Below are 12,582 nucleotides of genomic sequence, written 5' to 3' on the forward strand. Positions count from 1 at the left end.
CGTGCGCTGGGGCGACCGCCGCACCTACCGCGTCTGCTGCGACGGGGCACCCAAGGGCAGCGTCATCGCGGTTGGCACGGTGGGCGCTGTGCAGTCCGCCGAGGACAGGCGCTTCTTCGAGGAAGGTCTCGCCGTGGTCGTCAGGCGCCTTTGCCCCAAGGCCATCGTCGTCTACGGCAGCGCGCCCGAGGAGGTCTTCGGCAGGTACCGCGACATGGGTATCGAGATCGTCCAGTTCGACAGCGAGATCTCCCGCGCGCACGGGGAGGTGGCGTGATGGGTACCGGCGAGCACGGCGGGTTCGGCTACACCTCCGGGTCGGGCAAGACGAAGATCTTCACGCGGGTTTGGTACGAGGGAACCGTCACCGTCGGAGGTGAGGTGCGCGACGTGAGCCGCAGGGTTTACCAGCGCAACGACATCGACTTCGGTTACTATGATTCCAAGACGAAAAGGACAAATCTGCAGCGTATGATGGACAGCGATGCTCCAATCGGAAACGATGGCAAGCCTGTCCAGTTGCATCACATCTTGCAGCAAGAGAGCGGTCCGATGGCTGAGGTTCGGGAGGTTACCCACCGAGAGTACAAGCGGACCTTGCACGGGCTCGTGGGTAGAGGCAACAGCTTCAGGAACAACCCTGACCTCGTGAAACAGTACAACAACTTCCGGAGCGCCTATTGGAAGTGGCGCGCCCAGCAACACCTAAAAAAAGGAAAGTAATGAACGGCAGAATCAACGACTTGATGACCCGACTTGGGGACAAGGGCTCTTTTACCAAAGTCGCACCGACCCAGGAGATGCTTGCCGAAGTAGAGGAAAAGCTTGGGTTCATCGTCCCCGAGCAGTTCCTCGAGTACCTCAACATTTATAGCCACGGCGGAATTGGCTTCGAGATTCTTGGGGTCGGGTTTGATGGGAGCATCTCCTTTTTGGAAGAGACCCTCGAGTATCGTGAGGACGGTCTTCCCGACAGCCTTCTCGTTATCGAGAACTGCGACGAATGGTTGTATTGCATCGACGTGAACACGGGCGAAGTTGTGTCCTGGTCCATCGATGAGGATCCTCGAGTCGAATATGCCTGCTTCGACGATTATCTGGTAGACCGTCTTAACGACGCAATCGAGAACCTGTAGGCTAAACCAGCCTAGAAAGGCGTATGCGGGCTAAAAACCCCTCTGTCAAGCACAATTCGACAGAGGGGTTTAGCATGCTAAGCTGGGGAAATGCGCACTTCGGGCGGCTTTCCGTCACTCCCACTCAATCGTTGCAGGCGGCTTGGACGTGATGTCGTACGCCACGCGGTTCACGCCCGGCACCTCGGCCACGATGCGGCCGCTCACGCGCGCAAGCACGTCGTACGGCAGCTTCGCCCAGTCGGCCGTCATAGCGTCCGAGCTCTCCACCGCGCGCAGGATCACCGGCCGCGCGTACGTGCGCTCGTCTCCCATGACGCCCACGCTCTTGATGTCGGGCAGCACGGCGAAGTACTGCCAGCAGCTGTGCTCGCTGTTCCTCTCGCCGGTCTTCTCGAACAGTCGCGCGTTGTATGCATCCAGCTCTTCGCGCACGATCGCATCGGCGTTCTTCAGGATCTCGAGCTTCTCGGGACTCACAGCGCCGATGATGCGAATCGCCAAGCCCGGTCCCGGGAACGGCTGGCGATGCACGATGCGGTCGGGCAGCCCGAGCGCCGTGCCCAGCGCGCGTACCTCGTCTTTGAAGAAGTGGTCGAGCGGCTCGATCAGATCGAAATGCACGCCCTCGGGGAAGGGGATCAGGTTGTGGTGGCTCTTGATCGTGGACGCCTTGCCGCCGGTCTTGCGCGCGCCGCTCTCGATGATGTCCGGATAGATCGTGCCCTGGGCCAGGTACTTCACGCCGCCCGTCTTCTGCGCGACGGCGAAGAACTCCTTCCAGAACTGCGTGCCGATGATGCGCCGTTTCTGTTCCGGCTCCACCACGCCGTCGAGCAGCTCGGCATAGCGCTCTTCGGCATGCACGTGCACGAAATCCACGTCGAACTGCTCGGTGAACACGCGCTCCACCTCTTCGGGCTCATTCTTGCGCAGCAGTCCATGATTAATGAACACGCAGGTCAGCTGCTTGCCGATCGCACGCGACAGGAGCGCGCCCACGACGCTGGAGTCCACGCCGCCCGAAAGCGCCAAAATGACGCGATCGTCGCCCACGGTCTCGCGGATCGACGCGACCATCGAATCCACCAGATTCTCCATCGACCACGTGGCCGAAAGCCCGCAGATCTCGAACAGGAAGTTCTTCAGCATGTCGCTGCCGTGGCCGGTATGGCGCACCTCGGGATGGAACTGCGTCGCGAACAGCATCTTCTCTGCGCATTCCATCGAAGCCACCGGGCAGGTGTCGGTGACCGACGTGACGACGAACCCTTCCGGCACGCGGCTCACGGCGTCGCGATGGCTCATCCAGACGGTCTGCTCCTCGGGCGTTCCCGCCAGAAGCCTGCTCTCGCCGCGACGCGACAGCGGCGCCGCGCCGTATTCGCCCTTCTCGGTATGGCCGACCTCGCCGCCGAGCGTCGTCGCCATGATCTGCTGCCCGTAGCAGAAGCCGAGCACAGGCACGTCCAGCTCGAAGACCTTCGGATCGACCGAAGGCGCATCCTCCGCATACACGCTCGCCGGGCCGCCCGACAGGATGAGGGCCGACGGCTTCATGGCGGCGATCTCCTCGGCGGGCGCATCGCACGCCACAATGGAGGAGAACACCCCCAGATCGCGCACGCGCCGTGCAATCAGCTGCCCGTACTGGGCGCCGAAATCGAGCACGATGACGTTCTCTTCGGGCAGGGCGGTCTCACTCATGCGGGCTCCTTAGCTGATATGCGCCTACATATGCACTCAAGACGTGCTTGCCTGAATATCCAGGCAAGTGTTTTCGGGTTGCAAGCATAGCGCATGGCGTGTGCAAATGGGCGAAGAAGGGATGAAACCGCATCAGGAGCCGCAGCGTGAATCGGAAGCCTCAGCATGGATCGGGAGCGCTGCCTCGCATACGCCGGCGACAGCGGAGACGGATGCGCACCGGCGCGAAACTCGTGACCAGCACCATGTCCACGAAGCTCAAAACAGGGGAGGTCTCGCCGTCTTGTCCATCCTTGCAGCGTTCATCAGGCCTTGAATAGCGAAGGCACCGGCGACTCCATCCGCCCCTGCGTTGATTCTCCGAAGACCTGCCCGGCCCCTCGTCCCGGCGCGCCTATGCGCGTATCATATCCACGCTGAATTCCCGCCCGAACCATGCGCGCTTCCTGCGCGCTTCCAACCGAAAGCTGACGGTATCCATGATCGCACTCGAAGCGCTCAAGGCGCTGCTCATCGGCGTTGTCGAAGGCCTGACCGAATGGCTTCCCGTATCATCCACCGGACACATGATCCTGGTGGACGAATTCGTGAAGCTCGACGTCACTCCCGAATTCCTCGCGCTCTTTCTCGTGGTCATCCAGATCGGCGCCATCATGGCCGTCATCATCCTGTACTTCTCGAAGCTCAACCCCTTCGCCCGCACGAAGACCCCGGACGAGCGCCGCAGCACCTGGCGTTTGTGGGGCATGGTCGTCATCGGATGCGTGCCCGCCGCCGTCGTGGGCATCCTGCTCGACGACTGGGTGAACACGCACTTCTACCATGCCTACGTGGTGGCCGCCATGCTCATCGCCTACGGCGTCATCTTCATCGCGCTCGAGCGCCGCAACGCCCGTCGCTTCGCCGCCTATGCGCGCGGCGTGGAATCCGGCGCCGTCAAAGGCGACGTTCCGCGTCTAGCCGACGGCTCGCTCGATCCCGACGGCCTGTTCGCCGTGCGCACGGTCGACGACATCGATTGGCGGACCGCCCTCAAGATCGGCTGCTTCCAGGTGCTCGCCATCATTCCCGGCACGTCCCGCTCCGGCGCCACCATCATCGGCGGCATGCTTACCGGCTGCTCGCGCACGGCTGCCGCGGAATTCACGTTCTTCCTGGCCATCCCCATCATGTTCGGCTGGGGCCTGGTGAAGATTGTGAAATACATCGCGCATGCAGGCCTTGCCATGGACTCGACCGAGATCGCCGTCCTCGTCGTCGGCATCGTGACCGCGTTTCTCGTGTCCGTCGTCTCCATCAAATTCCTGATGGGCTACATCAAACGCAACGACTTCGCGCCCTTCGGCGTCTACCGCATCGTCGTCGGCGTTATCGTGCTCGGCTACTTCCTCGCGAAAGGCTTGGCCGCGTAACGCCGCCGAACGCACCGCCACGGGAGGCGATGCAGGCGCACTCCGGAATCGACACAGCGAAAGGCAAAGGCACGCACGGATGATAGACCTCGATACCCTCAACGGCCCCCAGCGCGAAGCGGTGCTCTGCACCGAAGGACCCTTGCTCGTCCTCGCGGGCGCCGGCAGCGGCAAGACGCGCGTGCTCACGTATCGCATCGCCCATATGCTCGAAGACCTGGGCATCCAGCCGTGGCAGATTCTGGCCATCACGTTCACCAACAAGGCCGCCGCCGAGATGCGCGAGCGCCTCGGCCGCCTCGTGGGCCCCGCCGCCCGCGGCATGTGGGTGAGCACCTTCCACAGCATGTGCGTGCGCATCCTGCGCACCGACTGCGAGCGCCTGGGCTTTTTCCAAGGCTTCACCATCTACGACGACGATGATTCGAAGCGCCTGGTGAAAGACATCATGGCCGAGCTGAACATCGACCCGAAGCGCTGGCCCGTCAACGCCATCCGCAGCCGTATATCCACGGCGAAAAACGAGCTCATCGTGCCCGGCGTCTTCGCCGATGAAGCCCACGACCCGACCGCCAAGGTATGCGCCCGCGTCTACGAGCGCCTGCAGGAGCGCCTGCGCGCGGCGAACTCCTTCGACTTCGACGACCTGCTTCTCTACACGTACCTGCTGTTCAAGCATCATCCCGACGTGCTGGCCGCCTACCAGGACCGTTTCAAGTACCTGCTCGTGGACGAATATCAGGACACCAACCACGCCCAGTACGAAATCACCAAGCAGCTCGCGGCGAAGAACCGCAACATCATGGTCGTGGGCGACGACGACCAGTCGATCTACTCGTGGCGCGGCGCCGACATCCGCAACATCCTCGAATTCGAGTCGGACTATCCGCAGGCGCGCTCGGTCAAGCTGGAGCAGAACTACCGCTCCACCGGCACGATCCTTGCCGCCGCGAACGCCGTGGTTTCCCATAACCGCAATCGCAAGGCCAAGAAGCTCTTCACCGAAGCGGGCGAGGGCGACAAGATATCGGTCTATATGGCGCCCGACGAACGCGATGAAGGCCGCTGGATCGCAGGCGAGATCGAACGCCTGCACGGCCAAGGGATCTCGTACGACGAGACGGCGGTCTTCTACCGCACCAATGCGCAGAGCCGGTCGCTTGAAGACATGCTGCTGCGCGCCGGCGTGCCCTACCGCATCGTCGGCGGCACCAAGTTCTTCGATCGCGCCGAGATCCGCGACGTCATGGCCTATCTGACCCTTATCGTGAACCCGGCCGACGACATCGCCGCCAAGCGCGTCATCAACGTCCCGCGCCGCGGCATCGGCCGCACGACCATCGAACACATCGATGCGGTGGCCCAGACCCTGCACCTGACGTTCATGCAGGCCGCTCAGGCATGCGTCGCCGACGAAACCCTGCGCGCGAGCACCCGCAGCGCGCTCGCGTCCTTCACCGGGCTCATCGCGGAGGCCGGCACCTATGCAGGCGATCTGCGCAAGGTCATCGAGGCCGTCATCGACAAGAGCGGGCTGATCGCGGCTCTTGAAGCCGAGCATACGGACGAGGCTCAGAGCCGCGTCGAGAACATCCGTGAATTCCTGTCGGTCGTGGACGAATACATCGAAACGCACGAGGTCGATGAAAGCGCGCTGCCGCCCGAAGGCGTGCGCCTGCTCGCCGACGTGCGCCAGCTCTCGCCCGAGAGCATGGCCGACTTCATCGAATGGGTCCGTCTGCGCACCGACCTGGATGCCGCGGCCGACGCCGACGGCCATGCGGTCACGATGATGACGATCCATTCGAGCAAGGGCCTGGAATTCGACGCGGTCTTCTCCGCCGGCATGGAGGAATCGCTCTTCCCGCATATGAATTCGAGCCACGACGAGGCGGGCCTCGAGGAAGAGCGCCGCCTGGCCTACGTCGCCATCACGCGCGCACGCAAGAAGCTGTACCTGACCTGCGCCGCCACGCGCAAGATGTACGGCGAGACCAACGCGAACCCCGTATCGCGCTTCGTGGGGGAGATCCCTTCCGACCTGCGGCATAGCATCGGCCTCGGCAGCGAGGGCCTATCGGGCACCGGCTGGGAGAAGCGCGGAAGCCGCCGCGGCATCTCGGGCAGCGGCACCGAGGCGGGGGAGGGGCGCGTCTTCGGCCTCTCGTCGACGAGTTACAGCCGCAGCCGCGGCCGCGTAAGCCCGAACATCGGGAAGAAATCGGCGGCGTCCGTCATGTTCGCCGCCGGCGACGTCGTCGACCACAAGACCTTCGGCCGCGGTCGCGTGACCAAGGTCGATGGCGACATGCTGCACATAAAGTTCGTCAAGGGCAATGTGACGAAGAAGCTCTTGAAGGACTACGCGCCCATCGTCAAGATCGAGACGTAGGGCGGCTCGCGGCTGCATGCCTGTGCATTCCGGTTTCGTCGCGGTACGTGCAGATAGACGAAAGGCCCGCATCGGCGGGCCTTTCTCGTGCTAGAAGAATGGGGCGGTCGGCGGCGCCTCCGAGCGAGCGATGGCGCATCGAAGCGGGGGGATAGACGTCGTGCATCGATGCGGGACGGCCGACGGCGGCGCCGTGCATGCTTCGTCTACTTGCACCCTGCGCAGAACGAGCAGGCCGTCGGGGTGGCGGCGATGCCGCCCAAGGCGCTTTCGCGCAGCTCGAAGGGAAGCGAGGCGCCTACGCGGCGCTGGGCGTCGATCGTCTCGTCGAAATTGACGAAGTTGCCGATGCCGGCGAGCGCGATCTGCGCCGAAACGAGCGCGTTGGCGGCTCCCGTGGCATTGCGCTTCTGGCAGGGCACCTCGACGAGGCCGGCGATCGGGTCGCATACGAGCCCCATGAGCCCCATCGACGCGTTTCCCGCCGCGTCGAGGCATTGGCGCGGCGTGCCGCCGAAGAGCTCCGTCACCGCGCTCGCGGCCATGGCCGAGGCGGATCCGACTTCGGCCTGGCAGCCGCCCTCCGCGCCCGACACGCTGGCGTTGCGCGTGATCAGGTATCCGATCGCGGCGGCGTTCGCGAGCGCGTCCCGCAGCTGCTCGTCGGTGAATCCGTAGACGTCCTGGCAGGCGAGCAGCACGCCGGGGATCACGCCGCAGGCGCCCGCCGTCGGCGCGGCCACGATGCGTCCCATCGACGCGTTGGTTTCGAGCGCGGCCATCGCGTACGTGGTCGCCTTGGCCATGAGCGGGTCGAGCGGCCCCGTCGTCAGCGCATCGAGCTTCTGTGCTTCGCCGCCCAGCAGCCCGCCGATGGATTCCCTCGGCGCTGCGATCGGCGTCGTGGCCGAGGCGCGCATGATCTCGAGCGCGCCCATCAGGTAGTTGCGCGTGTCGTCCACGGCGATGCCGTCGGCGGCGAGCAGGCAGCGCTCGCGCCGGCAGATGGCCTCCGAAATTCTGATTCCTTCGCGTTCGCAGTAGGCGAGCAGCTCGCGGCCGTTCGCGAAATCGATCTCATCGAATGCCGCGGCGGCTTCCTCGGCCGTCATGTCCGCGCCGAAGCCCGTGCCGGGGCCGCTCGCGTGTTCGGGCGGGATGGCGTCGGAGGCGCGGTCGCTCTTCACGATGCGCACGTCGTGGATGTCGGGGTGCACCAGCAGCGCGTCGGCGATCCCTGCGGGGATTTCGTCGTCGGTCTGCATGATCGTGTAGGCGGTATCGCCCTTCTTCTCGCGGAACAGGCGCGTGGTGGCGATGTTGATGTCGCAGGCGCTGATGATGCTCGCGATGTGCGCGAGCACGCCCTTCGCATCGGTCTGTCGGATGACGACGCTGTGGAATTCCCCGGTCAAGCGTACGTCGACGCCGTTGATGCGCGTGATGACGGCCGCGCCGCCGCCGATGCTCTCGCCGCGCACCGATACGTGCGCGCCGGTGTCGTCGGTCACATCGATGTCCACGGTGTTGGGGTGGTCGACGTGGTCGGCGGCGCGCGGCGTGAGCGTGAAGGCGAGCCCGGCCGCCCGAGCGCAGTCGAACGAGTCGCGGATGCGTTCGTCGTCGGGCGCCATGCCGAGCATGCCGGCGACGAGCGCCTTGTCGGTGCCGTGACCGTCGTGGGTCTGGGCGAAGCTTCCGTAGAGTTTGAAATCGGCGGCGACGGGCGTGCCCGACAGCAGGCGCCGGCACATGAGCGCGATGCGCAGCGCGCCGGCCGTATGGCTGCTCGACGGGCCGATCATGATGGGGCCGATGACGTCGCGGATGCTGATGATCTTCACGTAAGGCTCCTTTCCGCGCCCGAGGCGCGGCTCAATGCCTGATTGTGCGTTTCGAGCGCATCCCGCGGGCATGGCCGAGGGGCATGCGCGTGCCCATGATACACTTGCCCGCTGTGGATCACGACTGACCCGAAAGGAATGCAAAATGGCTTCACCGATTCTGGTGATGGGGCACAAAAACCCAGATAACGATGCGATTTCGTCTGCCGTCGGATACGCGTGGCTGAAAAACGAGATCGCCCGTCGCGACGGCTCCGACGACGTCTTCGAGCCGGTGCGTCTGGGCCCTCTCCCAGCGGAGACCGCCTATATATTCGAGAAGTACGGCGTCGAGGCGCCGCGCGCCATCTCCAACGTCTGCGCCCGCGTGCGCGACGTCATGACCGCCGATCCCATCAGCATCGCGCACGACGCGCCGCTCATCGAGGCGGGCCGTTCGCTGCGCAGGCACAACGTGCGGTCTCTCGTCGTCACCAACGACGACGGCTCCTATGCGGGCCTGATCACGACCCGCATGATCGCCGAGCGCTACATCTCCGCCACCGACCGCGTCGACGACGAGGCGCTCGACGCGAAGGACGCCTGCGCCGCGGTGACCGACGATCTGGTCAAGTCCCTGTTCGAAAAGGTCGACGACGTGCTTGAGACCGACGTGCTCTCGCTTGAGGCGGAGGGCCTGCTCGGCGAAGCCGTCGAGGATCTGATGGCGAGCGCTCTGCGCGAGGCCGTCGTCCTCGACGACGCGGGAATGTGCATCGGCATCGTGACCCGCTCCGATGTCGCCGCCAAGCCGCGCCAGAAGGTCATCCTCGTCGACCACAACGAGACCCGCCAGGCCGCCACGGGCATCGAAGAGGCGGAGATCGTCGAGATCGTCGACCATCACCGCATCGGCGACGTTTCCACGGCGCTGCCCATCCGCTTCACCAACATGCCGGTCGGCTCGTCGGCCGCCATCGTGACGAGCCTCGCGCGCAACGAAGGGATCGACATCCCCGTGCCGATCGCGGCCGTGCTCCTGTCCGCCTGCCTGACCGACACGGTCATCCTGAAGTCGCCCACCGCCACCGCGTTCGACCGCGACCAGGTCGCCTATCTCTCGAGCATCCTCGGCGTCGACCACGTCGAATTCGGCATCGAGATCTTCCGCTGCCGCGGCGGCGAGGCGGATCTGCCCGTCGGCAAGCTCGTCGGCGCGGATTCCAAGGAATTCCAGCTGGGCGATTCGGTCGTGCTCATCGCCCAGCACGAGACCGTCGCCCTGCAGGCGGTGCTCGAGCGCGAGGACGAGATCCGCGCATACCTGCGCACGCTGGTCGAAGACCACGGCTACGAGTTCGCCCTGCTCATGGTGACCGACATCATCGCCGAAGGCAGCCAGTTCATCTCCGAGGGCAACCGTCGCATCGTCGAGCGCGCCTTCGATATCAGCTGCAAGGACGGAAGCACTTGGATGCCCGGCGTGCTGTCGCGCAAGAAGCAGGTCGCCGCGCGCATTCTCGGGGCGTAGAGGACGCGAGGAAGGAAGGCTTCCATGACGACGATCGGGTTCATAGGCTGCGGGAAGATGGCGCGCGCGATGATCGCGGGCCTGACAGCATCGGAGGCCTTTGCCGCCGCCGACATCACGGCGTGCGCGCCCTCGTCCGTGACGCGTGCGGATGCGTCCGCGCGCTTCGGCATCAATGTTTCCGCCGACAATGCGGCGGCCGCCGCGTGCGACGTCGTCGTGCTTGCGGTGAAGCCTCAGGTCTGCGATCTGGTCTTATCCGAAGTGAACGGCATCATCCGCGAAGATGCGCTGCTCGTGAGCATCGCTGCCGGCAAGCCGATCGCCTGGATTGCGTCGCGCGCCCGCACCGAGAACGTCGCGCGCTTCATGCCCAACATGCCCGCCGCGGTAGGAGAGGGGATGACTTCGGTCTCCTTCGCCGATGCGGTGAGCGCCGCCGATCGCCGCACGGCCGAATCCATCGCCGCCGCCTTCGGCCGCTTCGAGGTCATCCCCGAATCGCTCATGGATGCGGCTACCGCGCTTGCCGGCTCGTCGCCCGCCTTCGTCTTCATGATGATCGAGGCCATGGCCGATGCCGCCGTGCTCGAAGGCATGCCGCGCGCCCAGGCCTACCGCTTCGCCGCCCAGGCCGTCGCCGGATCGGCGCGCATGGCGCTCGAAGACGGCGCGCATCCCGCCGCGCTCAAGGATGCCGTCTGCTCGCCGGCAGGCACCACGATCGAAGGCGTCCGCGTCCTCGAGGAGCTCGGCTTCCGCTCGTCCGTCATGGAAGCCCTGCATGCGACCTGCGAGAAGTCGCGCGATTTCGGCTAAGGCCCCGCGGCTGCGGTACAATGATGCCGTGGCAGATGCCTCGCATTCGGAAAAAGGAGGTCATAATGGAGTACAAGAGCATCCTCGTTCCGTTTGACGGGTCCGATTCGTCGCGCAACGCGCTGGCGACCGCCCATGGCTGGGCGGCTTCCACGCCCGATGCGAAGGTGACGGTTCTCTATGTCGCCGCTGTGCCCGATTTCGATTCGACCCCGTTCATCCTGGCGGAGGAGATGTCGGGAATGGGCCGTGCGAGCGAGGCCCGGTTCGATGCCATGCGCGCGAGCTACCTCGCGTTCCAGCGCGCGAAGCTCGAATCCATGGTGTCCAAGCAGTTCGGATCGGCCGACGGCTTCGACCTCGTCGTCGAGCAGGGCAAGCCGAGCAAGGTCATCGCCGGCTATGCGCGCGCTCACGACGTGGACGTGATCGTCATGGGCAGCCGCGGCCTCGATGCGGTGCGCGGCACGCTCGGATCGGTCAGCTACGCCGTCCTGCGCAACGTCGAATGCCCCGTGCTGATCGAACGTTAGCTCCCTGCATTTCCGCGAATTGTCGTGCTTTGATGGTCGTCGGGTGCTCCCGTATCCTTCGTTAACCCCTCCACCAGGCGTTTCTTTGGCTTCATGATATGGATACGCCCGGATGCGTGGCGTTTGACACCCCATGTCAGCGGTGATAAAGTTCCCACTCGTGTCTCCGCGAGGGGCACTGTTTTCGTGCGCTTCAGCTGCGTGCAAAGACACGTAAGGACCGAAGGGCCCGTCCGTCGATGTCAGGACGAACCGCGAGGTCAAGGCAAGATAGGCGAAAAAGGAGCAAAGCTTTGCCTACTATCAACCAGCTGGTCCGCAAGGGCCGCGCCAAGCAGGTCGACAAGAAGAAGACCCCGGCGCTCAAGGGCAACCCCCAGAAGCGTGGCGTGTGCACCCGCGTGTACACCACCACCCCGAAGAAGCCGAACTCGGCGCTGCGCAAGGTCGCGCGCGTCCGTCTGGTCAACGGCATGGAAGTCACCGCGTACATTCCCGGTGAAGGCCATAACCTGCAGGAGCACTCCATGGTGCTCATCCGCGGCGGCCGCGTCAAGGACCTTCCTGGCGTCCGCTACAAGATCATCCGCGCCGCCCTCGACTGCTCCGCGGTCGACAAGCGCAGGCAGGCTCGCAGCCGTTACGGCGCCAAGCGCCCTAAATAAGTAGGAGTAAGCCGTGCGGGTCAGGCAAGAGGCCCGGCCTAATGGGCGGAAGGCCGCCCGGAAGCACGCACAGAACATGAAGGAGCAACACTATGCCGCGTCGTGCAGCAGCAACCCGTCGTGAAGTCCAGCCGGACGCAAGGTTCAACAACCGTCTGGTCACGCAGCTGATCAATAAGGTTCTCCTCGACGGCAAGAAGTCCGTCGCCGAGAACATCGTCTATGGTGCGTTCGACATCGTCGCCGAGAAGACCGGCCAGGATGCCCTGTCCGTCTTCAAGAAAGCCATGGACAACGTCCGCCCCACCCTTGAGGTCAAGCCCAAGCGCGTCGGCGGCGCAACCTATCAGGTCCCGATGGAGGTCAACCCCCGTCGCGCGACCACGCTCGCCATTCGTTGGATCGTCGACTTCTCCCGCAAGCGCAAGGAGCACACCATGGCCCAGCGCCTCGCGCAGGAGATCATCGATGCCTCCGAGAACACCGGCGCTTCCGTGAAGCGTCGCGAGGATCTCTACAAGATGGCCGAGTCCAACCGTGCGTTCTCTCACTATCGTTTCTAAG

General features: G+C 64.6%; 12 protein-coding genes. 10 read left to right on the plus strand and 2 right to left on the minus strand.

Features of this window, described 5'->3' with window-relative positions; all coding sequences use genetic code 11:
* Window position 1 precedes the first annotated feature (1 nt).
* Genes HMPREF1155_RS05265 through HMPREF1155_RS05275 form a run of 3 tightly spaced genes read left to right on the plus strand, consistent with a single transcriptional unit; the run spans window position 2 to window position 1,136 of the window.
* Window positions 2-277, plus strand: coding sequence for a DUF4417 domain-containing protein (locus HMPREF1155_RS05265; protein ID WP_009078576.1), 276 nt, complete (start codon window positions 2-4; stop codon window positions 275-277).
* Window positions 277-723 carry an HNH/ENDO VII family nuclease gene (locus HMPREF1155_RS05270; protein ID WP_009078366.1) on the plus strand — a complete coding sequence of 149 codons (447 nt, stop codon included), beginning with the start codon at window positions 277-279 and terminating at the stop codon, window positions 721-723. The genes HMPREF1155_RS05265 and HMPREF1155_RS05270 overlap by 1 nt, the downstream gene beginning before the upstream one ends.
* Window positions 723-1,136 (plus strand): SMI1/KNR4 family protein, encoded by a 414-nt coding sequence (locus HMPREF1155_RS05275; protein WP_009078514.1) that lies wholly within the window; start codon window positions 723-725, stop codon window positions 1,134-1,136. Before HMPREF1155_RS05270 ends, HMPREF1155_RS05275 begins: the two co-directional genes overlap by 1 nt.
* Before the next feature lie 114 nt (window positions 1,137-1,250).
* On the opposite strand, the gene guaA is transcribed toward HMPREF1155_RS05275, so the two are convergent.
* The gene (guaA, locus tag HMPREF1155_RS05280) at window positions 1,251-2,843 is read right to left on the minus strand and encodes a glutamine-hydrolyzing GMP synthase (protein ID WP_009078661.1); all 1,593 of its coding nucleotides are present in this window, start codon (window positions 2,841-2,843) and stop codon (window positions 1,251-1,253) included.
* 479 nt (window positions 2,844-3,322) lie between these two features.
* Between guaA and HMPREF1155_RS05285 the strand changes: the two genes are divergently transcribed.
* Window positions 3,323-4,255, plus strand: coding sequence for an undecaprenyl-diphosphate phosphatase (locus tag HMPREF1155_RS05285; protein WP_009078175.1), 933 nt, complete (start codon window positions 3,323-3,325; stop codon window positions 4,253-4,255).
* A 79-nt stretch (window positions 4,256-4,334) separates the two neighbouring features.
* Window positions 4,335-6,647, plus strand: coding sequence for an ATP-dependent helicase (locus tag HMPREF1155_RS05290; protein WP_009078758.1), 2,313 nt, complete (start codon window positions 4,335-4,337; stop codon window positions 6,645-6,647).
* Between the two features lie 206 nt (window positions 6,648-6,853).
* Here the strand turns inward: HMPREF1155_RS05290 and sdaAA are convergent, their stop codons facing one another.
* The gene (gene sdaAA, locus HMPREF1155_RS05300) at window positions 6,854-8,491 is read right to left on the minus strand and encodes an L-serine ammonia-lyase, iron-sulfur-dependent, subunit alpha (protein ID WP_009078425.1); all 1,638 of its coding nucleotides are present in this window, start codon (window positions 8,489-8,491) and stop codon (window positions 6,854-6,856) included.
* Between the two features lie 145 nt (window positions 8,492-8,636).
* Between sdaAA and HMPREF1155_RS05305 the strand changes: the two genes are divergently transcribed.
* The 5 genes from HMPREF1155_RS05305 (at window position 8,637) to rpsG (ending at window position 12,581) form a co-directional block, all read left to right on the plus strand.
* Window positions 8,637-10,001, plus strand: coding sequence for a putative manganese-dependent inorganic diphosphatase (locus tag HMPREF1155_RS05305; RefSeq protein WP_009078289.1), 1,365 nt, complete (start codon window positions 8,637-8,639; stop codon window positions 9,999-10,001).
* A gap of 24 nt (window positions 10,002-10,025) precedes the next feature.
* Window positions 10,026-10,820 carry a pyrroline-5-carboxylate reductase gene (gene proC, locus HMPREF1155_RS05310; RefSeq protein ID WP_006361615.1) on the plus strand — a complete coding sequence of 265 codons (795 nt, stop codon included), beginning with the start codon at window positions 10,026-10,028 and terminating at the stop codon, window positions 10,818-10,820.
* Between the two features lie 65 nt (window positions 10,821-10,885).
* Window positions 10,886-11,353, plus strand: a complete 468-nt coding sequence (locus HMPREF1155_RS05315) for a universal stress protein (protein WP_009078590.1) — start codon at window positions 10,886-10,888, stop codon at window positions 11,351-11,353.
* A gap of 293 nt (window positions 11,354-11,646) precedes the next feature.
* On the plus strand, window positions 11,647-12,018 hold the full coding sequence (gene rpsL / locus HMPREF1155_RS05320) for a 30S ribosomal protein S12 (protein WP_006361613.1): 372 nt from the start codon (window positions 11,647-11,649) through the stop codon (window positions 12,016-12,018).
* A gap of 92 nt (window positions 12,019-12,110) precedes the next feature.
* Window positions 12,111-12,581 carry a 30S ribosomal protein S7 gene (gene rpsG, locus HMPREF1155_RS05325; protein WP_006361612.1) on the plus strand — a complete coding sequence of 157 codons (471 nt, stop codon included), beginning with the start codon at window positions 12,111-12,113 and terminating at the stop codon, window positions 12,579-12,581.
* Window position 12,582 lies beyond the last annotated feature (1 nt).

Origin of the sequence: Slackia sp. CM382 (assembly GCF_000293015.1) — a bacterium.
Lineage (GTDB): Bacteria > Actinomycetota > Coriobacteriia > Coriobacteriales > Eggerthellaceae > Slackia > Slackia exigua.